This is a genomic window from Arthrobacter wenxiniae (assembly GCF_013376105.1).
GTDB lineage: Bacteria > Actinomycetota > Actinomycetes > Actinomycetales > Micrococcaceae > Specibacter > Specibacter wenxiniae.
The window spans coordinates 43,186-67,094 of record NZ_JAAMFM010000007.1; the positions used below are offsets into that span (position 1 = coordinate 43,186).

Here is a 23,909-nt window from a genome sequence, read left to right on the forward strand (position 1 = left end):
CGCCCAACCCCAGGAGTCCCCGATGTATACCTCCATGAAGGACCAGCTCGCCGCCGAGCTGGCCGAAATCCGCACCGCCGGGCTGTTCAAGACCGAGCGCCGGATCACCTCTCCCCAGTCCAGCCATGTCCAGGCAGGCCCGCTCGACGGCCCCACCGCCCCCGTGCTGAACTTCTGCGCCAACAACTACCTGGGCCTGGCCGACCACCCCGAGATCATCGCCGCGGCCAAGGACGCCATGGACTCCCACGGCTTCGGCATGGCCAGCGTCCGCTTCATCTGCGGCACCCAGGACCTGCACCTGGAACTGGAAGCGGCCGTCTCCACGTTCCTGGGCACGGAGGACACCATCCTCTTCTCCTCCTGCTTCGACGCGAACGGCGGCGTCTTCGAGTCCTTGTTCGGCACGGAAGACGCCATCATCTCCGACGCCCTGAACCACGCCTCCATCATCGACGGGATCCGCCTGTCCAAGGCCGCCCGCTTCCGCTACGCCAACCAGGACATGGCGGACCTTGAGGCGCAGCTGCAGGCTGCCGCGCGGCTGAACGACGGCGCCGGGGCCCGCCGCACCGTCGTGGTCACCGACGGCGTGTTCTCCATGGACGGCTTCCTGGCCCCCCTGCAGGCCATCTGCGACCTGGCCGACAAGTACGGCGCCCTGGTCATGGTCGATGACTCCCACGCGGTCGGCTTCATGGGCGCCACGGGTGCCGGCACGCCCGAGCACGCAGGGGTTTCCGGCCGGGTGGACATCTACACGGGCACCTTCGGCAAGGCCCTGGGCGGGGCGTCCGGCGGCTACGTCTCCGGCCGCCGCGAGATCGTGGCGATGCTGCGCCAAAAGGCCCGCCCCTACCTGTTCTCCAACTCGCTGGCCCCCGCCATTGTCGCCGCGACGCTCAAGGCGCTGGAGCTCGTGGCCGGCTCCGCCGAGCTGCGGACCCGCCTGTTCGACAACGCCGCGCTGTTCCGCCGCCGCATGACGGAGGAGGGCTTCGAACTGCTCCCCGGCGAGCACGCCATTGTCCCGGTCATGTTCGGCGACGCCGTGGAGGCCGCCCGCGTGGCCGATTCCATGCTGGACCACGGGGTCTACGTCACGGCCTTCAGCTTCCCGGTGGTGCCGCGGGGGGCCGCCCGCATCCGGGTCCAGCTTTCCGCCGCCCACAGCGCGGACGACGTCGAGGCCTGCGTGGGCGCGTTCGTCGCCGCCCGCGCCGCGCACGCCTAGGCCCGCTCCCCTCCGCCGCCTGGATCCGGACGGGGCAATGCCGGGTCCCGCCCGGACGTGAATTTTTGCGCCGGGCCGGTGCTGTGCCACGATTGCCGCATGGACTGTGATGTACTTATTGTCGGCGGGGGAGTGGCAGGGCTGTCCCTGGCGTGGCGGCTGGCGCCGTCGCTGGGCGTGGTGCTGGTGGAAGCCGAGGACTCGCTGGCGTACCACACCTCGTCGCGCTCGGCGCGGCAAATGCAGCCCGCCTACGGGCCCGCCCCCATCCAGGAACTGACCCGGCGCAGCATCGCCATGGTGGAGCGCCTCTCGGCAAGGCTCCCAGCGCCCATCCTCATGCCGCGGCCCATGCTCACTCTCGGCACGGCCGGGGAGGTGGCGCGCCTGGTGGCCGGCAACTCGAATCTGGTGGCCCTGACCCATGCCGAGACCATGGAACGCAGCCCGGAACTGCGGCCCTCCACCTTTGAAGCCTCCGCCCTGGACTGCACGGCCATGGAGGTGGACGTCCCGGCGCTGCTGGAGCACTACCGCAGCCAGGCCGTCGCGGCGGGCGCCGTGGTGCTGACGGGATCACCTGCTTCCGGCGTGGAATCCTCCCAGGGGCGCTGCCGCGTGTCCGCCGGCTCGCACACCATCACGGCCGGCACCGTGGTGGACGCCGCCGGGGCATGGGCGGACGCCGTGGCGGCCCAGTTCGGCGCCCGCCCCCGCGGCCTGCAGCCCCACCGGCGCAGCGTCGCAATCGTGTCCACGCAAAACCCGCCCGACCCCGGCGGCCCCATGGTGGAGCCCGCCGACGAATCGTTCTACTACCGGCCCGACGGCGGCCTGCTGCTCATTTCCCCGTGTGAGTCCGTGCCCGCGGACCCCGGCGACGCGCAGGTGGAGGAGGCGGACATCACCGAACTCATCCAGCGCATTGGCGAGGTCACCACGGTGGGGATCACCGGCGTCGTGCGTGCCTGGACGGGGCTGCGCACGCAGCCGGCGGACGGGCTGCCCGTGGTGGGGTTCGACGCGGACGTTCCCGGCTTCTTCTGGTTGGCCGGCCAGGGAGGCTACGGCATCCAGACCTCGGCCGCACTCGCCACCCTGGCCGCCGGGCTGATCACCGGCGGCACGGCGGACGGCGACGGCTGGCTGGTGGAGGCGCTCAGCCCCCAGCGGGCGGGGCTGGGCTGGGCGAAACGCAGTTCAGCTTGCCGCGCCTGACGCGAGCACGCCCACGCCCAGGACGGTGATGATGCCGCTGCTGGCGCGCTCCATGGCGCTGTTGACTTTGGGCCGGCGCAGCCACGTCATGGCCTTGTAGGCAACCACCGCGACCGCCGTCAGGTAGCTGAAGGCGATAACCGCCTCAACCGCGCCCAGGATCATGGCCGTGCCGAATGTGTTGCCGCCGTGCGGAATGAACTGCGGCACCACGGCAAGGTAAAACAAGCCCACCTTGGGGTTGAGCAGCGTGGACAGCGCGCCGGCGCCAAAGCCGGCCCAGCGGCTGTACGGCAGAGGGGCGTCCGCGCCCTCCTTCATGCCGGCCCGCGCGGCCTTGCGGGTCTTCAGGAACGACGACACGCCCAGGTAGACCAGGTAGATTCCGCCGGCAATCTTGACCCACCGGAACACTTCCGCCGACTGCTCCAGGATGGCGGCCAGGCCCAGGCCCACCAGCCCCGCCCACACAACGGCGGCCGACGCCGAGCCGGCCGCCGCGGCCACCCCGGCACTGGCGCGGTTCAGTGCGATGCGGAGCACCAGGAAGGTGTCCGGGCCCGGGGTGACGGAGAGGAGCAGGCACAGCCCCGCAAAGGCCAGCAGGGAAAGCAAGGTCATGGACACCATTATCCACAGCCGGGGGTGATCTGTCCTGCGCAACGGCCGCTTCGGAGCAGGCGCACAACACTGTCCTGCGCTGCGGCCGGCACCACCGCGGCGCCAGGGAGGCCACGGTCGTGGAGCCGATCGTCGAGACCCCCGTCTGCCATCCCAGACGCAACCGCCGCGGGCAGGCGCAAGGCGGCAGGCCGGCGTCGTACGCTGGGGACATGAGCGAACTGATCACCAACATCGGCGAATTGATGACCCAGGACCAGGACCAGGGGACGCGGCGCAATGCCGCCGTGGTGCTCGAAGGGGAGCGGGTCGCGTGGATTGGCGACGCCGTCCACGCGCCGGCCGCCGACACCGCCACCGACGCGCACGGCCGGGCCGTGCTGCCGGGATGGGTGGATTCGCACTCGCACCTGATCTTCGCGGGGGACCGGACGGCCGAGTTTGAGGCCCGCATGGCCGGGGAGGGCTACACCGCCGGCGGCATCGCCGTGTCCGTGGCCGCCACCCGCGCCGCGGGGGACTACGATCTCACCCGCCTGGCGCTGGGACGGGTGGCCGAGGCCGTCGCGCAGGGCACCACCTACCTGGAGACGAAAACCGGCTACGGGCTGGACGTGGAGCACGAGGCCCGCAGCGCCCGCATCGCCTCCACCATTGCCGACGAGGCGACCTTCCTGGGCGCCCATCTCGTCCCCGCCGGAGCGGACGCGGACGAGTACACCGAGCTGGTCTGCGGGGAGATGCTGCGCGCCGTGCGGCCCTTCGTGAAGTGGGCGGACGTCTTTTGCGAGACCGGCGCGTTCACCCCGGAGCAGTCGCGCCGCGTGCTCACCGCCTGCCGCGACGCCGGCCTTGGCCTCCGCGTGCACGGCAACCAGCTGGGCCCGGGCGCCGGCGCGGCGCTCGCCGTGGAGTTCGGCGCCGCCAGCGTCGACCACGTCAATTACCTGACGGACGACGACGTCGACCGCCTCGCGCAGTCGTGGTCCGGCTGGGCCGGTGGCACGGGGGACAGGGGCACCGTGGCCACGGTGCTGCCCGCCTGCGACCTGTCCACGCGTCAGCCGCTGGCCCCCGCCCGCCGGCTCCTCGACGCGGGCGTGCAGGTGGCCATCGCCTCAAACTGCAACCCGGGGACGTCGTATACATCGTCGGTGGCGTTTTGCGTGACGACGGCCGTGCTGCAAATGGGCCTTTCCGTGCACGAGGCCGTGCGCGCCGCCACCTGGGGCGGGGCACTGGCGTTGCACCGCGAAACCGGCGCCGACGAAGACGGCCGACGCGCGGTGGGGTCCATCGCCGTCGGACACCGGGCCGACCTCCACATGCTCAAGGCGCCCTCCGCGACGCACCTGGCCTACCGGCCGGGCATCCCGCTGACCCACGCCGTGTGGAAGGCCGGGGTGCGCGAGGCATGACCGCGTTGAGGTGGTGATCTCCACCCTCGGCGGGGGCAGCGGTGGTGATCTCCAACGAAAAGGCCCCGGCGGCTGAGACTGTCGGAATCCGGATGACCGGGTGTCGACGGGCTCGGCCACCGGGGCCCCACCGCGGGGGGTGCTACGGCGTGCAGGCCGTGTCAGCCGGGCGCAAGGCGGGGTCGAAGCCCGTGGCCGTGGTCCCGCCCGTGCCGTAGACGCGCATCTCGGCGGCCGCCGCGAATGGCTGGCCGTTGATGGCGCTGTCCGCCTGGAACTTCACGAACTTGGCCGCAACGGCCGGGAACGTGATGTCCTGCATCGCGGTGGTGTCCACCAGGTTGCCCGTGGCCACCTGCGTCCAGGTGGTGCCGTCCCCGGAGGTGAGGACCGTGTAGCCCTTCACCTTCCCGTTCTGGCCGCCCGACTGCCGGCCCTGGTAGCCGAAGCCGCTGACGGTGTACTCCCCGCCGAGGTCCAGCCGCACCCAGTGCGGGTAGTTCGTGATGGTCGGGTCGTACTGGCTGTGCCAGATGGTGCCCAGATCCCCGTCCAGCACGTTGGCCGCAGGCCCCTCGGCCGGACCGGAATCCAGGTTCTCGGAGTCGGCACCCGCCTTCATGCCCGACGTCGGCACCATGGCCCTGCTGCTGACCGACAGGTTCGAATCCGAATCCACGGTCTTGGTGACGCAGTTGTTGAAGTACGTCGCGGCCGGGTGGATCAGTGCGGTGCTGCCGGCTGCCCCGGCCGGCGCCGTGATGAGCCACGTGGTCTTGGCCGTGGCGCCGGGCTTGACGGTGCCCGCCAGGTTGCCATCCTTCGCGGCCACCTGCGCGGTCCAGCCGGCGGGCAGGGTCCCCAGCGACATGGCCACGTTGGTGGCGTCCGTGGACTCGTTGTTGGTGAACGTGGTCACGAAGCTGTTGCTGGTGCCCGGGTTCAGGTCCGCGTTGGCCGGGCCGGCCACGGCGGCGCAGGATGCCCCGCCGCTGACGGCGCCAAGGTCGGTGACGGTGAAGTCATCGATGACGAAGTCGGCGCCGTTGGCGGCCCCGGTCTTGCGCAGTCCCACCCAGTTGTCGCCGCAGCCGGCCGTGAAGGTCCGCGAGTACCTCGCCGTGTCCAGCGCCGGGGCCATGGCCTCGGCCTTCAGGTCCGTCGAGATCACAGTGCCACCGGCTGTTCCTCCCGACAGAGTGTCCGCCCCCGTCACCCACTGCCACTGTCCGGCCACGTTCGTCTGGTACTTGAAGGACACCTGGTACGAGTGGCCGGCCGTGAACGGCACCGTGGCGGGCACGGTCCGGTACACCAGGCCGGTGTTCTCCTCATGCGCCTTCAGCGAATGGTTCCCGTTCAGCACGTCGTCCACCGCCTGGCCGTTCAGTGTCCCGGAGTTGTACGGGCTGTACGTGTTCTTCCAGGACTTCTGCGAGTACGGGGCGTGGAGGTCGCTGATGCTGGTGCGCGGATCCGTGGATCCGCCGGCGTCGCCCTTGACGAAAGGGCCCCAGCCGGGCTGGTTCCCCTCGAAGTCGGCGCTGGCCACCAGCTTGCCGGGAGTGCCCGCGGGCACGGCCACCGGCGTCGTGGTGTCCTCCATGATCCGCACGTCGTCCAGTGTCACCGCTGCGGCACCGGCCACCACGCTGATGGAAACGTCCACCTTGTGGTTGACGGGGGCGGTGAACTGCACCGAGGCCCGCTGGGAGTAGGTGCCCTGCTTGGCATCGGCCGCCACCCTGTTCTGTTGCGGCGTGATGTCAAAGGTGTTGGCGGCGTCCAGGTCCTTGCCGGTGACGGCCAAGGTGACGGCGCGGCGGCTGCCGGCGGCGATCTCCACGTTGGCGCTGAGCGTGTACTTCCTGCCCGCTTCGAGCTTCTTCACGCTTTGGCCGATGGACGACGCCGAGGTCCCCAGCACCGTCACATTGTCACCCGTCGCGGTGCGTGTGATGGCGGCCCCCCCTGTGGGGTTCCAGGCGTCGAGGTTGCCGGCGTTGAAGCCGGGGTCCACGAGCAGGGAGCCGTCGCCGTAGTTGGCGTCCTTGTTCACCGGCTGGTCGCCGTTCGGCGCCAGCACATAGGCCACCGCCTTGTCACCGGTCAGGGTGACGGTGCCGTTGTTGTTGATGACATCGGAGACCTTGGTGCGCCCCTGGTCCGTGAGCTTGTACAGCGAGAAGTTGCGCTTGTTGGCAAACTGGCTGGTCAGCGTGAACGTGGTGGTGCCGCCGGCGGCCGAGTAGAAGTACATCTTGTTGGCCGCCTCCGGGGAGGTGGTTTTGCTGTTGTCCGCGGCGTCCTGCCACGGCAGCAGGTAGGTGCCGCCGGACAGCACCACGGCGTTGCCCATGGTGACCTGGCGCTGGCCGTTGACCATCTTGACAGCCACTCCGCCCGTCAACGTTGCCGACTTGCCAAAGTCCCAGTTGGTCACGTCAAAGTGCTGGAGGAACTTGGTGGGCAGGTTGTTGACCCAGATGTTGTTGTAGAAGGTGTTGAAGTTGTCCTGGCCCGTCCAGCCCTCGAACTCCTTGACCTGGTCGCCGCCCAGCAGGGGGTCGGTGTTCCAGACGTCGCGCTGGGCGTTGGAGATGAAGCGGACGATGTTGGAGTTGATGCCCTTGTTCGTGGCTCCGCCGTAGTTCTTGTCATTGGCCCAGTGCGACCAGATGGAGTTGCCCTCGAACTTGTACGCCCATTCGCTGGCCACCTCGAAGCCCATCTTGTGCAGCTGGGTGGCGAGCTGGTCGGCCAGCCATCCGCTGGAGTAGTAGGCGTCGATGTAGACCGTCTTGATGCCGGGGGCTTCCTTGCGCAGTTGCGCAAAGCGGTCCAGGATGGCGCCGGTGCCCAGGTCCTTGCGCTGGTCGATGTGGTACGACTGGTTCAGCCAGTCCCAGCCGTTGACTTGGCCGGAGATCATGCCGTCGCTGAAGCTTTTGGCCTGCGGGTAGGCCTCGGTGACGTTGACGTGCACGGCGACGTCGGCGTTGAACTTTGCACCCGCCGTGGTCAGCGTCTTCAGGTCCGCCAGGCCGCCGGCGCGGGTGTTGTAGTCTCCGCCGTAGTCGGGGTGGCCGGAGTCGTGGCCTTCATTGGCGTAGCCCTTCTCCAGGACCCATTGGCCGAGGTCGTCCGTCGACTGGGAAATCCGCTTGACGTTGTCCAGGGTCTTCAGGAACGGGTTGGTGGCCTGGGAGGCAAAGTTGAACGGGATGTGCTGGACCACGCGCTCCGGGACCCTGTCGGCGCCCAGCGGCGCCGTCATGGCTGAACGGAACGCGATGGCGCCGTCCTCCCAGGTGACCTTGCCGTCGCTGTTGGCGTCGGCCGAAAGGACCACGGTGGTCTTGGGCAGCGTGTAGAACTGCACCCGGGGGTCCGTTGCCCCCGCCGCTGCATAGCTGTAGTTGCCCACGGACAGTTCGGCCCGCTTGGCGCCGTTGCCGGCGTCGACGATCCGCGACTGCAGCCGGGTGTTCCAGTTGTTGTTGTTGTCCTGGGCGGAGTCGTCGGTCGCGTTGGTCATGAGACCGGCGGAGAGCTGGGAGTTGCTGACGAAACCGTACGGGGTGCCGACGTCGGCCGCGTCGGCCTTGGTGCTTGCGGTGACGGCGGTGAACTGGTCGGCCGTGGTGGTGGAGTCGGTGGAGATCCTGGTCCGCGCCAGCTGCGCGGCCGGGTCGCCCGAGTCCACGGAGACCAGCGACTGGTTCGGGATGGCGAGCTGGTCAAGGGAGCCGGCGGCGCTGCCAGAAATCTTCGTTACTGCGAACTCCACCGTGTTTTTGGCGGTGGCCGTCAGCGAGGATTCGATGGTGAGGCTCGGGAAGTCCGCGAACGTGGATGAGTAGGTGGCTGTTGCGCCCCTGGCAGACATGGTGGTGGTGGCCGCGTGGTTCTTGCCGTTCAGCGTGAAGTCCGAGAGTTTGTCCGCCTGGCCGGCCAACGACTTGCCGTCCAGCGAATAGGAGATGACTTGCGGGAATTCCTTGCCTACCTTTACTTCCAGGCCGGCGCCGTTGCTGATCGTGACCGGGGTTGCCGGATCCGCCGGGGGCGCTGGCGGGACGGGCGCCGGGGTGGTGTCGCCGGTGGCGCGCACGCGCAGTTCCGAGGCGGAGACGTTGTTGCTGCCGTTGATGGTGCTGTCGGCCTCAAACTTCACGTAACGGGCCTTGACGGGGCTGTCGAAGAGGATGGTCTGCACCTGGGTGTTCGACGTCGGCTGGGCCAGGCTGCCCGATGCCACGGGTGCGCCCCAGTCGCCGGCCGGATCCGTGGCCACGGCACGGTTGTCGGTGGCGAAGACCTTGTAGTTCTTCACGGGGCCGTTGGCCTGGTTCTTGACGGAGTAGTCCAGCCCGGTCAAGGTGAAGGATCCGCCCACGTCCCAGGAGATCCAGTGGGGGAGGGGGTCGGCCACGCCGACGCCGTCGACCACCTTGTAGGCGACAGTCCACTGCGAGGCGTAGTCGTTGTCGAAGGCGCCGGCCGCCGTGCCGTCCAGGGCCGGCGGGGCCGGGTAGGCGGGCGACTGGGAGTCGGCTCCAATGAGCGTGTACTGCGACGGGGTGACGGGTGTGCCGGTGGGGTCCGGGGCGGCCTGGGCGGCGGACCCCATGCCGACGCTGAGGGTGGCCACGAGCGCCAGCACGGCCGCGGCGGCCGTGGCGCGGTGCAGTCTCGGGCGCACCTGGGGCGCAGGTGCCGCCAGGGTGCAAGGTTGGGGGGAGTTCACGAAAGAATGTCCTTTTGCGGGAAGGGAAACGCTTCAAGTGTGCCGGGGGATGCCCCCGGCGGGCGGGCCGGCGGCGGGCGGAACCAGGTGTGGCGGCCCTGCCGGCCCCGAACGATTGTTATGGATAACAGGAAAAGTATTCCACGTGGGTGACCTGGATTACAAGGGCAGGTTCCACTGCGTCCGTCGGGTGCCCGTCGGACGCCCTTTAGGTGGCCGGGCCACGTGATTGGCATTAAGTTGATCATTTGCCTATGTTTTACGTCATTAACAATCATTGCGTGGTAGTCTTGGCCTATAGAATGAAACAGCCCGCGCGGCCCCGCTGCTGCCGGACCCCCACCTCAAGGAGTACGCACACAATGAGCGAGAACGCCGTTACGGACCTGGGCCCCTTCATGGCAGCCGAGCTGACCAGCCAGCCCGAGGTGTGGGCCCGGGCCATCGCCCAGGCCCGCGAGGAAAGCCTGCTGCCAGCCGACGGCCAGCGTGTGGCCGTCATTGGCTGCGGCACCTCCTGGTTCATGGCCCAGAGCTATGCCGCCGCCCGCGAATCCGCCGGCAAGGGCGTCACGGACGCCTTCGCCGCCTCCGAGGCCTTCCTGGGCGGGGACCGCGGCTACGACGCCGTCATCGCCATCACCCGCTCCGGCACCACCACCGAGGTGCTGGAGGTTCTGGCCGAACTCAAGGGCACCGTGCGCACCGTTGCCCTGGTGGGGGACACCTCCTCGCCGATCATGGCGCTGGCGGATGCCGTCGTCGCACTTCCCTATGCGGATGAGAAGTCCGTGGTGCAGACCCGCTTCGCCACCACGGCCCTGGCCTACCTGCTCACCAGCGTGGGCGTGGACCTGTCCGCCGCGGTCGAGGACGCCAAGGCCGCGGTCACGGCGCCCGTGGAGCAGGAGCTCATCGACGCCGAACAGTTCACCTTCCTGGGCACCGGCTGGACCGTGGGCCTGGCGCACGAGGCCGGCCTGAAAATGCGCGAGGCCGTCCAGGGCTGGACCGAGTCGTACCCCGCCAAGGAATACCGCCACGGCCCCATCTCGATCGCCGCGCCCAACCGTGTGACCTGGATGTTCGGCCGGCAGCCCGAGGGCCTGGACGCCGACATGGAAAAGACCGGCGCGCTGTACATCAACAATGACGTGCACCCGCTCGCCGAACTGGCCCGCGTCCACCGCGTCACCCTGGAGCGTGCCCGCGCCCGCGGCATGAACCCGGACCTGCCACGCAACCTGACCCGCTCCGTCATCCTGGACGAGACCGCCTAGGGCCGGCCGGCCACCGCGAAAGCAAGCAACGTGATGAGCATCCCCTCCGCACGCCCCGCAGCGGCCACAGGCGCCGGCGGGGCCAGCCACCCGGCGGGCCCGGCCACAGGCGCCGGCGGGGCCAGCCACCCGGCGGGCCCGGCCGTCCTGGCCTTTGACGTCGGCGGGACGGACATGAAAGTGGGGCTGGTGCGCGGCGGGCTGAGCGCCGCCTCCCACGCCGTGACGGACCTCCAGCGCCATCCCACGCCGCTGGACGGCGAACGCTCCGGGGAAACGGTCTGCGCCCGCATCGCGGAACTGGCGCGCGACTACCAGGCGCGGCACGCGGACACGCACATCGCGGCCGTGGGCGTCACGGTGCCCGGGATCGTGGACGAGGCCAACGGGATCGGCGTCTATTCGGCCAACCTGGGCTGGCGCGACTTCCCCTTCACCCAGACCCTCACCGGGGCGCTGGGCCTGCCGGTGGCCTTCGGCCATGACGTCTCCATGGCCGGGGAGGCCGAATTCAGGATCGGCGCGGCCGTGGGCAAGTCCGACGTGCTGGTGCTGGTGATCGGCACAGGCATTGCCGGCGCCGTGCTGTGCGACGGGCACCGCGTGGCAGGTGGCGGCTATGCCGGCGAAATCGGCCATGCCATGGTCCCCTCGCCCGACGGCGGCCTCGCCATCCTGGAGTCGCTGGGCTCCGCCGGGGCCATTGCCCGGCGCTACGCCGAGTCCGGCGGCCGGCCCGTGGACGGCGCCCGCGACGTCCTGGCCCTGGCCGGGGCCGGCGACGCCACCGCCCGGCAGGTCTGGGACGACGCCGTCAACGCCCTCGCGTTCAGCGTGGCCCAGTGCGTGTCCATCCTGGGCACCGAAACGGTGGTGCTGGGCGGCGGGCTGTCCATGGCCGGCCCGGCCCTGTTCGAACCACTGGCGGCCCGCATCGACGCGCTGCTTTCCTTCCACCGCCGTCCCCGCCTGGTCCGCGCGCTCCTGGGCGAAAACGCCGGGCTCATCGGTTCCGCCCTCAAGGCCCGGAGCCTGGCCGCGGGAGGGTCCCGGTGAGCGGGGGCAAGCTGGTCCTGACCGTCACGCCCAATCCCGCCGTTGACGTCACCTACACGGTGGCCGGCATCGAGCAGGGGTCCTCGCACCGCGTCCCCACGCCGCTGTGCCGGGCCGGCGGCAAGGGCCTGAACGTCTCCCGCGTGGCCCGGCAGCAAGGCGTCGCCACGCTGGCCGTCGCCACCGCGGGCGGGGCCTCCGGCGCGCAGCTGCGCAGGGACCTCGAGGCCTCGGGCATCCCGCACCGCCTGGTCCCCGTGGCCGCGGAGACCCGCCGCACCCTGGCGCTGGTGGACACCGTGTCCGGGCTGACCAGCATCTTCAACGAAGCCGGCCCCGCGCTCAGCGGCGCGGAATGGGCGGCGCTGGCGGCCGCCGTCGTCGACGGCCTGGAAGGCGTCCGGCCGGACGGTTCCCCCACGCACGACGCCGGTGCGCGCCCCGGCGTGCTGGTGGGCTCCGGCTCCCTCCCGGAGGGGGCCCCGGCCGACTTCTACCCCGGGCTGGTGGCACTGGCCCACAACGCCGGCGTCCCGGCGGTCATTGACACCTCCGGCGCCGGGATCCTGTCCGCCGCCAGGGCCGGGGCGGACCTGCTCAAGCCCAACCACCACGAGCTCATGGACGCCATGGGCGGGACGGACCTGATTGCCGCGGCCGGCAAGCTCATGGGCCTGGGCGCGCGGCGCGTCCTCGTCAGCGTGGGCGAGGAGGGCATGCTCGCCTTCGAGGCCGGCCGCCCCGGACACCTCCAGGCGAGGCTGCCCGCCCCGCTGGCCGGCAACCCGACGGGCGCCGGGGACGCAGCGGTGGCCGCGGCCGCCGTCGCACTTGCCGGCGGGACCACGGACCTGCGGGAGATCCTGCGCCTGGCCGCGTCCTGGGGCGCCGCCGCGGTGCTCATGCCGGGGGCGGGGGAAATTTCCCCGCGCCACGCCGAGCTCGCCGCACAACTCATCATCACCGACCACTAAATAAGGATTCATCCCATGGCATTGGCCACCACCCGCAGCATCATGGAGCAGGCAGCAACGGCCGGCACCGGCCAGGGCGCCTTCAACGTCATCCACCTCGAGACGCTCGAAGGCCTCATCGCAGGGGCCGAGGCGGCCGGGCTCCCCGTCATCCTGCAGATTTCCGAGAACTGCGCGAAGTTCCACGGCGGGCTGGAGCCCGTGGCGGCCGCCTCCCTGGCCGCGGCCCGCAAGGCGGCCGTGCCGGTCGCGGTGCACCTCGACCACGCCGAGGACGAGGCACTGGCCCGCGAAGCCGTCGACCTGGGCTTCGGCTCCATCATGTACGACGGCGCCCACCTCGACTATGCGGAGAACGTCGAAGCGACCGCCCGCGTGGCCGTCTACGCCCACGCGCGCGGCGTCTATGTTGAGGCGGAACTTGGCAAGGTGGGCGGCAAGGACGGCGCGCACGCACCCGGAGTGCTGACCGACCCCGCCGAGGCCGCCGCGTTTGTGGCCGCCACCGGCGTCGACGCCCTGGCCGTCGCCGTGGGCTCCTCCCACGCGATGACCGAGCGCTCCGCCGCCTTGAACCTGGACCGGATCACGGCCCTCAAGGCCGCCCTGGACGTGCCGCTGGTGCTGCATGGATCCTCCGGCGTCTCCGACGCGAGCATTGTGGCGGCGATCGCGGCGGGCATGACCAAGATCAACGTCTCCACGCACCTCAACGGCTTCTTCACCCGTGCCGTGCGCGATTACCTCGGGGCCAATCCGGCCGTGGTGGATTCCCGCAGGTACCTCGGCGCCGGGCGCGCCGCATTGGTTCCGGAGGTTGCCCGGCTGCTAGCGTTGTTTGCAGGCGCAGGGGCTGCGTCCAGGTAGGTGCCCTGCCCCTCAACGCATCTTTCTTCTCAGCGGGAGTTTCCATGAACCGGACCGAACGGCTGGCCGCCATTCTCGACATCCTGGCGGCCGACGGCCAAGTGGAGGTCGAGGAGATTGTTGGGAAGCTGGGCGTCTCGCCGGCCACCGCCCGGCGCGACCTGGACTCCCTGGCCAATGAACGGCTGCTGACCCGCACCCGCGGCGGTGCCACGTCCGGCTCGGTCTCCTACGAGCTGCCGGGCCGGTACAACCGCGACGACCACGCCCGGCAAAAGCACCAGATCGCCCTGGCCGCCAGCGCCCTGATTCCCAAGGGGGCCGTCATCGGCCTGTGTGGAGGCACCACCAGCACCGCGCTGGCGCAGGTCCTGTCCACGCGCGAGGACCTGATGGAGCCGTCCAACCGGCCCACCCTTACGGTGGTCACCAACGCCATCAACATCGCCGCGCAGCTGGCCATCCGACCCAACCTGAAGATCATGGTCACCGGCGGCATCGTCAATGCCCGGTCCTACGAGCTGGTGGGCCCGTACGCGGACTCCATCCTGCAGAAGGTGGCGCTGGACATTGCGTTCATCGGTGTCAACGGCATTGAACCGGGCACCGGGCCCACCATCAACGACGAGGGCGAGGCGTCGGTCAACTCGCGCATGGCCCGCCGGGCCTCGGAGGCGTACATGCTCGCCGACTCCTCCAAGATCGGCAAGCGCGCCTTCGCCACCATGGAGGACCACCGCTTCCACAAGCTCATCACCGATTCCGGCGTCACGGCCGAACAGCTGGCGGCGTTCACGGACGCCGGCACGGAAGTCATCGTCGCCCCGGACGTGTAGCCCCCGTTGGGGGTCATGACGCCCAACGCTAAAACCTGAGTGGCGAGTCCATGACGGTGGTGCCGGGATGGGCCTGGATCCACTGCTCGAACGGCACGTCCAAGGCATAGCGTCCGTTGCCTGCGACCAATGTGCGCACCTCGGCGTTTCCCGGATTGTTAAGCGACTCAAAATACTCCACGGACCAATGGAACCAGCGCATGCAAAACAGCCGCATGGTCAGCCCGTGTGTCACCAGCAGCGTGTTGGGCGCGTAGTCCGGCCGGGACCAGTGCCTGTGGAGGGTCTCCAGGAACGACGACACGCGGTCAAAGACATCCGAGCCGGATTCCCCCTCGCGGAAGCGGTAGAAAAAATGCCCGTAGGCGTTGCGCAGTTCCTTTTGGTCGGCAATCTCCGCCGGGTTTTGAAAGTTGGCCCAGTCCTGTTCGCGCAGCCGTGGCTCCTCCATGGTCCGGTCCACCAGGTCGCCCAGGTCCAGCGCCTCCAACGTTTGATAGGCCCGGAGATAGGGCGAGACATAGACGCTCACCTTTTCGCCGTTGAGCTGGCGCCTGATCTGCTCCCCGGCCTCCCGCGCCTGGGCCACACCCAGCTGCGTCAGCGGAATCCGATAGTCGGGGATTCGGTTGTAGATGGACTGGTCCTGGTTGGCCGCCGACTGTCCGTGGCGGACCATGATGATCTGGTGTGGGGCACTCATGTCCCCGAGCCTACGGCGTGAGCCCCGGGCGCCGCGATCCTTCCGGCCTGTGTTTGCGGCCGGGCTGGGATTCCCGCGGCCCGGGAGGCGGTGGCCGGCAGCAACGGCGGGGTCCGGCCGCCAATGGGCCGTTTCCAACAGCGTGTGGATTGCCCTCGGAAGGCCAAAGCCAGGCTTGGCCGCTTCCCTAGAGACGGGGAGCTTACTGGCAGGAATGGGTGGGAGGATGGCGTCAGTGGGTGTCCTTGGGCCCCCGCGGCCTTTCCGCAGGGACTGCCTTGGCCGCGGCCCCGAAGGGTGCCTGTCCCGCGGGGTTGCGGGATGTCAAAATGGTCGTATCGGAAGACGCAGGGCGAGAGGAAATGTTGGATGGATGCCTCGACGCACATGGTGCAGACCCCCGGCATCGGCTCCGGGGGTGCCGTTGGTACCGGGCTGGAGAAGTGCCTGCGCCGGATACTCGGCTCCGCAATGGCGCTGACCGGTGCGGCGCAGGGGGAGATCAGGTACCAGGACGCCGGCCAGGGTGCCAGCGGGTCGGTGAGTGCCGGCGCGGACGGCGGACACATGGCAGGTGTCCGTCCCCAGGACGGCCCCATGCTGGACATTCCGCTCGCCGCGGGTGGGGACGCCCTCGGCAGCCTCCATTTGGCCAAGCGGGCCGGTGCTGCACCCTTTGGCAGCGCGGACGAGGAGATCGCCGTGGAATTGGCGGCCGTTGCGGGCGTCGCCGTCGAAAGTGCCCGGTTGCAGGGGCAGGTGGTTGCGCGGGAACGGTGGATTGACGTGACCAGCCAGTTGACCGCATCGTTGATGGCTGCCGCGCCTTCAGCGAACCCCTTCACCGTGATCGCCGACCACGTGGCCGCCGCGACGAAGGCGTCCTGCGCAGCGGCCCTGATCGGCGCTGACTCGGACGAGCCATTTCCGGCGTCCCTGCACGACGGATCACCGTCGATGCAGCGCATTGGCGGGCCGCTGCTCGCGAAAGTGGCCAAAGGTCTCCCGCGTTCTGCCGCGCGCCTGGACGAAGAGCTGTTGGGGGCGACCACCCTTCCCGCCGGGCCGGCGCTCATGGCGGAACTGTCGGCCCGCCACGGCACCCTGGGCGTCTTCGTGGTCGTCCGGGATCCCGGTGCGCCCCAGTTCAGCGCGCTTGATCAAGAAATGCTGCAGCGTTTCGCCTCCCACGCCGCCTTGGTGATCGAGCATTTGCTGGCACAGCAGACGTTACAGGTGCGGGCCGTCCACGAGGACCGCAGGCGCATCGCCCGCAACCTCCACGACCTGGTGATCCAGCACCTCTTTGGTGTTGGATTGGGCCTTCAGGCGCTTAGCGCGAGAATTCAGCCAGTCAACGCGGCGGCCGAAGTTGCGTCCTACGTGGACCAGATCGATGGCACCATCCGCGACATCCGCCGCTCCATTTTCGCCTTAAACCAGCCAATTGACGATGGGATCGGGCTGCGGTCCAGGATCTTGAATGTTGTGACGGCCACTCCGTTCAGCTTCGAGCCGCGCGTGTATTTCGACGGGCCTGTCGATTCGGCCATCCCGGACAGGATCCACCACGACATTCTGGCGTCGCTGGGTGAGATGCTCTCCAACGCCATCCGCCATGCCAGGGCCTGCTCCGTGGATGTCACGGTCTCGGTCGACTTAAACGCGCGCCGGGTGGTCCTGCGTGTTCGTGACGACGGCGTTGGATGGGCCGGACCCCTGGTCGCCGGCAGCGGGACGGGCAACTTGGCCGACCGCGCCCGCAGGCTCAATGGCACATGCCATGTTTCCCTCGCAGAGGGCGGTGGCACCCAAATGGAATGGTCGGTGCCGTTACAGGGCTCGGATGCGTCCGCTATCGATGGCGATCCTGTGTCAGGCGGGTAGCCAGGATGGCCGCCTGCGTCCGTGACGTCAACCCGAGCTTGTCCAGGATCCGTGACACATAATTCCTCACCGTCTTTTCCGCCAGGCCAAGATGTTCCCCCATTTCCCGATTCGTGTGGCCAGCCGCAATCAAGTCGAAAACGCGCAACTCCTGCACGGTCAGCGGGTCCAGCGCGGCAGGCCGCGAGGGTTCCTGCCGCATCCGTTCCCGGATCCGCAAGGTGACGGCCGGGTCCAGCAGGTTCTCACCCGCGGCAACCGCGCGCACGCTCCGAACCAGCGACGCACCGCGCACCTGCTTGAGCAGGTATCCCTTCGCCCCCGCCATGACGGCCCCCAGAAACGCCTCGTCGTCCTCGAAGGAGGTGAGAATGAGCGCCTGGATGGTCGGATCGACCGATCTCACGTCCCGGCACACGGAGATGCCGTTGCCGTCGGCCAGGCGGACGTCCAGGATCATCACATCCGGATGGGCAGCCGGAATGCGGCGCGCGGACGCCCTGGCGGATGCTGATTCGCCGACGACGACGATGTCCCCCTCCGCTTCCAGGAGGTCACGGAGGCCGCGGCGCACCACTTCGTGGTCGTCGACCAAATAGACGCCAATCACCATCAGTCCTTCCCAGCAGCCGCAGCCGAGGCGCCTGCCCGGCAGTTTCCAAACCGCATCTGGAGCCAGTCTCGCGCCCGGGCCCACGGCACACTAGGGACTTACGTCCCAGCGGACCGAAATGACTGAACGGACGAACTGCCCGGAGCCACGAGCCGGGGCACACGCAAATCCGCACACCCGCGGTGGGTCGTTTGACACTATTGCGTGCATACCTGCGGGAGCAGACTGCATCAGAAGCATAAGCATAATGCGAGCAGGGACCGGGCGCCTCGTTTGCCCCGGCGTGCACACGGCCCAGCCCGGGCTGTCCCGCAAGACCGGCTTTCGAAGGGGAATCATGTTTAAACCACTACACGAGACGGCAGTGAAGGATGCGGCAGTGAAGGATGCCGTGCAGGGCATCGACAGGATGGTGCGGAACATACAAACGGGGAGGTTTGAACGCAGCCTTGCCGGACTGACCGCCGTCGGCTCGATTGTCACGGCCGTGGAGATCTATTTTGAGCACGACAGCGCAAGCTTCGGCAACAAGTTGATGTGGATCCCCGTCGCGCTGGGCCCTGTGGGGGCCGTGGCGGGCATCGCCGGCGTCTTCAGCCGCAGGCTGGCCAAGACCGCCCTGCCGCTGGCATCGGCCATCATCGTCGCCAACGGCTTGCAGGGAACATATTTGCACGCGCGGGGGATCCACCAAAAGCCGGGGGGCTTCAGGAATTTCCGGTACAACATGGAAATGGGTCCGCCGTTGATGGCGCCGCTCCTGGTGACCATGGTCGGCGGCATGGGACTGCTGGCCGCAATCCTGCGGAGGGAGCAATGAGCGGTGGCACCCGCGGCAGGCTTCCCCTCAACGAGGCCAACGGCGGGGGCCGCTTCCCGGGTTTCGATGTGGTGGGCCAGTCCAAGCACTGGGACGACGTGACGACCTCGGTCGTCCTGGCGCGGCTGGGCATGCCGCCGGACATCCGCTTCTTCAGCGCAGCCGAGGAAGCCACGGCCAGCGCCCTCTGCGACCAGCTGCTGGGGCAGCGGCAGGAGCCGCGGGTGCCCGTGGTCAACATGATCGACGCCCGCCTGGCCGAGAACCAGACGGACGGCTGGCACTACGAGGGGATGGCGCCGGACCGCCAGGCCTGGCGCGACTCGCTGGCCGGTCTCAACCAGGATGCCCGCCAAAGCGGCCACGTTTTTGCGCAGACCCCGTGGCCCGGACAGTCAGCAATATTGCAGGCGGTGCTGGACCTCGGTTCGCATCAATGGCACGGCATGAACGCCTCGCGGGTGTGGAGCCTGTGGACGCGCTACGCGTGCACCGCGTTCTACTCCCACCCGTGGGCCTGGGAGGAGATTGGATTTGCCGGGCCGGCCTATCCCCGCGGCTACAAGAACCCCGGCGTCGACAAGCTCGAACCGTTCGAGGTGGCCGACGCCAAACCGGACCAGGACCCGCTGCGCAGGGGAGAGTCATGACAGGCGTCCGTGACCGCAACGAGTCGGCCTGGCTGCTTCCTGCCGGCCCCGGCCTGAACCACCGCCTGCGTGAGGACATGCGCGCCTTCAATGACGGCGACGAGGTCGATGCCGTCATCGTGGGCTGCGGGGCCGGAGGCGCCACGATGCTGCAGCGCCTGGCCCGGGCCGGGTGGAGCGCCGTCGCCCTGGATGCGGGGCCGTTCTGGGATCCCGAAACCGACTGGGTCAGCGACGAAGCCGGCTCCCACCATCTTTACTGGACGGAACCGCGGGTGATCGGCGGCGACGACCCGGTGCCGCTGGGTTCAAACAATTCCGGCCGCGGCGTCGGCGGGTCAATGGTGCATTACGCCGGTTACACGCCGCGCTTCCACCCCAGCGACTTCCGCATGCACAGCCAGGACGGGGTCGGTGCCGACTGGCCCATCGACTACACGGACCTCAAGCCGTACTACGCGGACATTGAGGGCGAGCTGCCGGTCTCGGGCGAGGACTGGCCGTGGGGCGACCCGCATTCCTACCCGCAACGCCCGCATCCGGTGTCCGGCAACGGGGACATGTTCCTGCGTGGGGCGCTGGCCTGCGGGATAACCGCCAAGGTGGGGCCGGTCGCCATCAGCAACGGCCGTTTTGGCAACCGGCCGCACTGCATCTACCGCGGCTTCTGCCTGCAGGGCTGCAAGGTGAACGCAAAGGCGTCGCCGCTGATCACCCACGTTCCGGACGCCTTGGCGCGCGGTGGGGAGGTGCGTGCCGACTCGATGGTCACCGGCATCGAGGTCGACGAACGGACCGGCCGTGCCACCGGTGTGCGTTACAACCGGCGGGGGCGCGAACACTTCCAGCGTGCGCGCATGGTGATCGTCGCAGGGTACTCGATCGAGACGCCCCGGCTGCTGCTCAACTCCGCCTCCCACCGCTTCCCCGACGGGCTGTGCAACGACTTCGACCAGGTGGGCCGCTACCTCATGGTGCAGGGGGCGCCCCAGACGGCCGGCCGTTTCGACGCCGAGGTCCGCATGTTCAAGGCCCCGCCGCCCGAGGTCAGCACGGAGCAGTTCTACGAAACGGACCCGGCGAAGCCGTACAAGCGCGGCTTCTCGGTGCAAACCGTTTCGCCGCTGCCGATCACGTGGGCCGAACACGTGGCCGCCCAGGGACACTGGGGCGACGGGCTGCGGCAGTACATGAGCGACTATGTGCACTGGTCGTGCCTGGGTGCGCTGTGCGACTTCCTTCCGCAGCCGCACAACCGGGTCATCCTGTCGGAGGAGAAGGACAGGTTCGGACTTCCCATTGCTCACTTCAACTACTCCCAGTGCGACAACGACAAGGCGCTGATGCGGGCCGCGCAATCCGTGATGGAGGACATCCTGCACGGCGCCGGCGCGGACGAGGTCATCACCATAGACCGCTACGCCCACCTGGTGGGCGGGGCGCGGATGGCCTCGGGCGAGCAGGACGGCGTGGTCGACGCCAACTGCCGCAGCTTTGCGGTGCCGAACCTGTATATCACCGACGGCAGCGTGCTGCCGACCCAGGGCAGCGCCAATCCCGCGCTGACCATCATGGCCGTCGCGGCGCGTGCCGCCGACCGGCTCATCCAGGGCAGTGCCCATGATTGACCCGGCGATCGACGCAATCGACGTGCGCGTGTACACCGTCCCGACGGACGCGCCGGAGGCGGACGGCACCATCGCCTGGGACTCAACCACCATGGTGATGGTGCGCGCCACCTCCGGCGCGGCCGTGGGCACCGGATGGACCTACGGCGCCGCGGCCTGCGGGGCTGTGGCCAACGACGTCCTTGCCCCGATTGTCCGCGGGCGGAGCGCGCTCGACGTCGGAGGATGCTGGGAGGCCATGGTCAAGGCGGTGCGCAACAGCGCCCGCCAGGGAATTGCCGGCTACGCGATCTCCGCGGTGGACATTGCCCTGTGGGACCTGAAGGCACGCCTGCTGGACCTTCCGCTGCACCGGCTGCTCGGCGCGGTGCGCGGGAGCGTGCCGGTGTACGGCAGCGGCGGCTTCACGAGCTACTCGCAGCGGCGGCTCCATGACCAGCTGGACGGCTGGGCCCACGGGCAGCGGATTCCGCGCGTGAAGATCAAGATCGGCGAATCGTGGGGGACGGAACCGGACCGGGACCTGGCCAGAATGCGCAAGGCCAGGGAGACCATCGGCGACGAGGTTGAACTATTCGTTGACGCGAACGGCGGCTACAGCCGTAAACAGGCCGTCCGGGTCATGGCGGAGGCCGCGGAGCTGAACGTGGCCTGGTTCGAGGAGCCGGTGTCCTCGGACGACCTCGACGGCCTGCGGGAGGTCCGCAATGCCGTGGCGGCCGACGTCACCGCCGGCGAATACGGCCTGGACCTTTACTACTTTCAGCGCATGTGCCAGGCCCAGGCCGTGGACTGCCTGCAGGTCGACGCCTCCCGCTGCGGTGGGATCACCGAATGGATGCGCGCCGCGGCCGTCGCGGCCTCGCACGGGCTTGAGGTTTCCGGCCACTGCGGGCCCCACCTGCACGCACACGTCGCCGCGGCCACGCCGAACCTGCGGCACCTGGAATGGTTCCACGACCACGTCAGAATCGAGTCGATGTTCTTCGACGGCACCCTGGATCCCCAGGGCGGCACCATCACCCCCGATTCCTCCGCACCCGGCAACGGCCTGACCCTGCGCGAAAGCGACATCGCGCAGTATCGGGTGGGGTAGGGCAGCGGAAAAAGATGCAGTGGAGGAAATGCAGTGGAGGAAATGATGAACAGGGCACCATCGGGCAGCCAGCATGAGCTGCGGCACGGCGGGCAGCGTGCCGTCGTCACCGAAGTCGGCGCGGGCCTGCGAAGCTACATGGCGGGGTCGCGGCCGGTCATCGACGGCTATGCCGAGACGGAGCGGTGCACCGGCGCGCGCGGACACACGATGATTCCGTGGCCCAACCGGATCAAGGCCGGAAAATTCAGGTGGCAGGGAGCCGAACACCAGCTGGACCTCACCGAACCCGCCGCCGGCGGAGCCATCCACGGGCTCACCCGATGGGCCTCCTGGGGGCTGATTTCACGCGGCGAGGGCCATGCCTCCTTCGGAAACGTGCTGTACGCATGCCCGGGCTGGCCGTGGGTGCTCGACTGCCGGATCGACTACGTGCTCGACGATGCGGGCCTGGGCGTCACCACCACGGCCACGAACATTGGCGCCGGGGCCTGCCCCTACGGCACGGGCGCCCATCCGTACCTGACCGTGGGAACGGAGACGATCGACCGCGCACAGGCCCAGGTCCCCGGGTCGGTCTACCTTCCCGTGGACGACGCCGGCATCCCCACCGGGCGTGCGGCGGTGGAGGCCACGCGGTATGACCTGCGGACGAAGCAGGTCCTCGGCGGCCGGAAGATTGACGTGACGTATACCGAGCTGGCGCGGGACGGGGACGGCCTGGCCCGGGTCGGCCTCTCCCTTCCCGGGGGTCCCGCGGTGACGCTGTGGGCCGATGCGGCCTACCCCTATTTGGAGATTTTCACCGGCGACACCTTGCCCCAACCGGGGCGCCGCCGCACCGGCCTGGGGGTGGAGCCGATGACCTGCGCACCGGACGCGTTCAATTCCGGCGACGGGCTGATCACGCTGGAGCCGGGCCAGAGCCACCGGGCCAGCTGGGGCATTGACCCCCATGCATGACGGGCCGCGGGCATGATCGGATGGCACCGGGTGCGGTTCGCGTCGGTGGAGCGTATGCGGGACAAAATCAAGTCGACCTTTTGGGTGGTGCCGGCCGCCTGCGTCCTGGCTTCCATCCTGCTGGCCGCGGGCCTGATCCGGCTGGACCAGATCCTCGGCGCCGATGCCGGCGTGGTCGTTTTCTACCCGGGGCCGCCGGAGGGTGCCCGCAGCCTTCTCTCATCGATCGTGGGCGCGATGATCTCCTTCACCGGGCTTGTCTTCTCGATCACCATAGTCGTGCTGCAATTGACCAGCGGCCAGTTCTCGCCGCGGTCGCTGCGCATCTTTCTGCGCGACCGCACGGTGAAGTTCGCGCTGGGGATCTTCATTGCCACGTTTGTCTATGCGATGGTCGTGCAGCGGGCGGTGCTCGGCACCACCTCCCAGGACCCCTTTGTGCCGCGGATCGCGGTGTCGGCGGCCTTCGTCTTCGTCCTGGCAAGCGTCGGGCTCTTCATCGGCTACCTCGCCCGCATCTCCAACATGATCCGTGTTGCGACCATCATCACGGAGATCGGGATCGAATCCCGGGCGACCCTCCGACGGCGGTTCGGTTCCGCACCCGACCACGGCGTGGCGCCCGAGCTGGCCAGCCGAGACCCGACACCCCCGCAGCCGGTCAGCGGGACAGTCCTCGCCGCCGCAGCCGGGGTGCTGGTCTCGGTCAACGAAGCACGCCTTGTGCAGTCCGCCGCGGCCGCCGGCTGTGCGCTGGAGCTCGCCGTGCGGATCGGGGACTTTGTGCCCGCCAACGCCGTCCTGTGCATCGTGCGCCAAGTCCACCCAAGGGAGCAGGATGACATGGCGGCCAAGGCCGGCCGGCTGGACGAAGAGGTCCGCGCCCACATCGCCCTTGACAGCGAGCGCACGTCCGAACAGGACCTGGCGTTCACCCTGCGCCAGTTGGTCGACATTGCCGAACGGGCGCTGTCCCCGGCCGTCAACGACCCAACCACCGCCTGCCAGTGCCTGGACGTGCTCCACGACATCCTGCGCCGGCTGGCAAGCCGCCCGCTGCCGGACGGCCGTTGGAGCGACGCCGGAGGGGCAGTTCGGCTCGTGGTTCCGCAGTACAGCTACGCCGACTACCTTGATCTCGCCGTCGGCGAAATCTGGCACTACGGCGCCGACGCCGCCCAGGTGCCCGCCCGGATGGCGTCCATGCTCGCCGATCTGGCCGCCGCGGCCCTGCCCGGCTACCAGGGCGACATCCGTCGCTGGAGCGACCTCATTCATTCACCATAGGAAAGCAG

At 69.1% G+C, this 23,909-nt stretch carries 19 protein-coding genes; 15 read left to right on the plus strand and 4 right to left on the minus strand.

The genetic code is table 11. The features are described 5' to 3' along the window. Nucleotides 1–22 precede the first annotated feature (22 nt). Together G6034_RS06980 and G6034_RS06985 are read left to right on the plus strand one after the other, a co-directional pair. Nucleotides 23–1,234 (plus strand): glycine C-acetyltransferase, encoded by a 1,212-nt coding sequence (locus G6034_RS06980; RefSeq protein WP_176634391.1) that lies wholly within the window; start codon nt 23–25, stop codon nt 1,232–1,234. 99 nt (nt 1,235–1,333) lie between these two features. Further along, nucleotides 1,334–2,452, plus strand: coding sequence for an NAD(P)/FAD-dependent oxidoreductase (locus G6034_RS06985; RefSeq protein ID WP_176634392.1), 1,119 nt, complete (start codon nt 1,334–1,336; stop codon nt 2,450–2,452). On the opposite strand, the gene G6034_RS06990 is transcribed toward G6034_RS06985, so the two are convergent. Continuing rightward, nucleotides 2,435–3,073 carry a LysE family translocator gene (locus tag G6034_RS06990; protein ID WP_176634393.1) on the minus strand — a complete coding sequence of 213 codons (639 nt, stop codon included), beginning with the start codon at nt 3,071–3,073 and terminating at the stop codon, nt 2,435–2,437. The two genes, G6034_RS06985 and G6034_RS06990, sit on opposite strands and share 18 nt — an antisense overlap. A gap of 212 nt (nt 3,074–3,285) precedes the next feature. On the opposite strand from G6034_RS06990, the gene hutI reads away from it, so the two are divergent. Further along, complete coding sequence (hutI, locus tag G6034_RS06995; protein WP_176634394.1) at nt 3,286–4,491, plus strand: imidazolonepropionase; 1,206 nt, start codon at nt 3,286–3,288, stop codon at nt 4,489–4,491. Between the two features lie 142 nt (nt 4,492–4,633). Here hutI and G6034_RS07000 read toward each other — a convergent pair whose 3' ends face one another. Beyond that, on the minus strand, nt 4,634–9,241 hold the full coding sequence (locus tag G6034_RS07000; RefSeq protein ID WP_218063676.1) for an endo-alpha-N-acetylgalactosaminidase family protein: 4,608 nt from the start codon (nt 9,239–9,241) through the stop codon (nt 4,634–4,636). Nucleotides 9,242–9,603: 362 nt separating this feature from the next. Between G6034_RS07000 and G6034_RS07005 the strand changes: the two genes are divergently transcribed. Genes G6034_RS07005 through G6034_RS07025 form a run of 5 tightly spaced genes read left to right on the plus strand, consistent with a single transcriptional unit; the run spans nt 9,604 to nt 14,254 of the window. Then, a complete protein-coding gene (locus tag G6034_RS07005; RefSeq protein ID WP_176634395.1) occupies nt 9,604–10,521 on the plus strand; it encodes an SIS domain-containing protein in 918 nt (305 codons plus the stop codon). 33 nt (nt 10,522–10,554) lie between these two features. After that, nucleotides 10,555–11,577, plus strand: a complete 1,023-nt coding sequence (locus G6034_RS07010; protein ID WP_176634396.1) for an ROK family protein — start codon at nt 10,555–10,557, stop codon at nt 11,575–11,577. Next, nucleotides 11,574–12,551: a 1-phosphofructokinase family hexose kinase gene (locus G6034_RS07015; RefSeq protein WP_343037969.1), complete on the plus strand. Its 978-nt coding sequence runs from the start codon at nt 11,574–11,576 to the stop codon at nt 12,549–12,551. Before G6034_RS07010 ends, G6034_RS07015 begins: the two co-directional genes overlap by 4 nt. A gap of 15 nt (nt 12,552–12,566) precedes the next feature. Next, nucleotides 12,567–13,418, plus strand: coding sequence for a class II fructose-bisphosphate aldolase (locus tag G6034_RS07020; protein WP_176634397.1), 852 nt, complete (start codon nt 12,567–12,569; stop codon nt 13,416–13,418). 44 nt (nt 13,419–13,462) lie between these two features. After that, the gene (locus G6034_RS07025) at nt 13,463–14,254 is read left to right on the plus strand and encodes a DeoR/GlpR family DNA-binding transcription regulator (protein WP_176634398.1); all 792 of its coding nucleotides are present in this window, start codon (nt 13,463–13,465) and stop codon (nt 14,252–14,254) included. Nucleotides 14,255–14,282: 28 nt separating this feature from the next. Here G6034_RS07025 and G6034_RS07030 read toward each other — a convergent pair whose 3' ends face one another. Beyond that, complete coding sequence (locus G6034_RS07030; RefSeq protein ID WP_176634399.1) at nt 14,283–14,957, minus strand: histidine phosphatase family protein; 675 nt, start codon at nt 14,955–14,957, stop codon at nt 14,283–14,285. Nucleotides 14,958–15,326: 369 nt separating this feature from the next. Between G6034_RS07030 and G6034_RS07035 the strand changes: the two genes are divergently transcribed. Beyond that, on the plus strand, nt 15,327–16,844 hold the full coding sequence (locus tag G6034_RS07035; protein WP_176634400.1) for a sensor histidine kinase: 1,518 nt from the start codon (nt 15,327–15,329) through the stop codon (nt 16,842–16,844). On the opposite strand, the gene G6034_RS07040 is transcribed toward G6034_RS07035, so the two are convergent. Next, nucleotides 16,813–17,457, minus strand: coding sequence for a response regulator (locus G6034_RS07040; RefSeq protein WP_218063677.1), 645 nt, complete (start codon nt 17,455–17,457; stop codon nt 16,813–16,815). The genes G6034_RS07035 and G6034_RS07040 overlap by 32 nt on opposite strands. Before the next feature lie 337 nt (nt 17,458–17,794). On the opposite strand from G6034_RS07040, the gene G6034_RS07045 reads away from it, so the two are divergent. From G6034_RS07045 to G6034_RS07070, 6 genes are read left to right on the plus strand one after another with little or no spacing between them, the layout of a single operon-like run. Next, nucleotides 17,795–18,277, plus strand: a complete 483-nt coding sequence (locus G6034_RS07045) for a hypothetical protein (protein WP_218063678.1) — start codon at nt 17,795–17,797, stop codon at nt 18,275–18,277. Further along, the gene (locus tag G6034_RS07050) at nt 18,274–18,927 is read left to right on the plus strand and encodes a gluconate 2-dehydrogenase subunit 3 family protein (protein WP_176634401.1); all 654 of its coding nucleotides are present in this window, start codon (nt 18,274–18,276) and stop codon (nt 18,925–18,927) included. The genes G6034_RS07045 and G6034_RS07050 overlap by 4 nt, the downstream gene beginning before the upstream one ends. Then, nucleotides 18,924–20,555 (plus strand): GMC family oxidoreductase, encoded by a 1,632-nt coding sequence (locus G6034_RS07055; protein ID WP_176634402.1) that lies wholly within the window; start codon nt 18,924–18,926, stop codon nt 20,553–20,555. The genes G6034_RS07050 and G6034_RS07055 overlap by 4 nt, the downstream gene beginning before the upstream one ends. Then, nucleotides 20,548–21,651: an enolase C-terminal domain-like protein gene (locus tag G6034_RS07060; protein ID WP_176634403.1), complete on the plus strand. Its 1,104-nt coding sequence runs from the start codon at nt 20,548–20,550 to the stop codon at nt 21,649–21,651. The genes G6034_RS07055 and G6034_RS07060 overlap by 8 nt, the downstream gene beginning before the upstream one ends. Before the next feature lie 45 nt (nt 21,652–21,696). After that, on the plus strand, nt 21,697–22,614 hold the full coding sequence (locus G6034_RS07065) for an aldose 1-epimerase family protein (RefSeq protein WP_218063679.1): 918 nt from the start codon (nt 21,697–21,699) through the stop codon (nt 22,612–22,614). 54 nt (nt 22,615–22,668) lie between these two features. Next, nucleotides 22,669–23,901 carry a DUF2254 domain-containing protein gene (locus G6034_RS07070; protein WP_176634405.1) on the plus strand — a complete coding sequence of 411 codons (1,233 nt, stop codon included), beginning with the start codon at nt 22,669–22,671 and terminating at the stop codon, nt 23,899–23,901. The last annotated feature ends 8 nt before the right edge of the window (nt 23,902–23,909 follow it).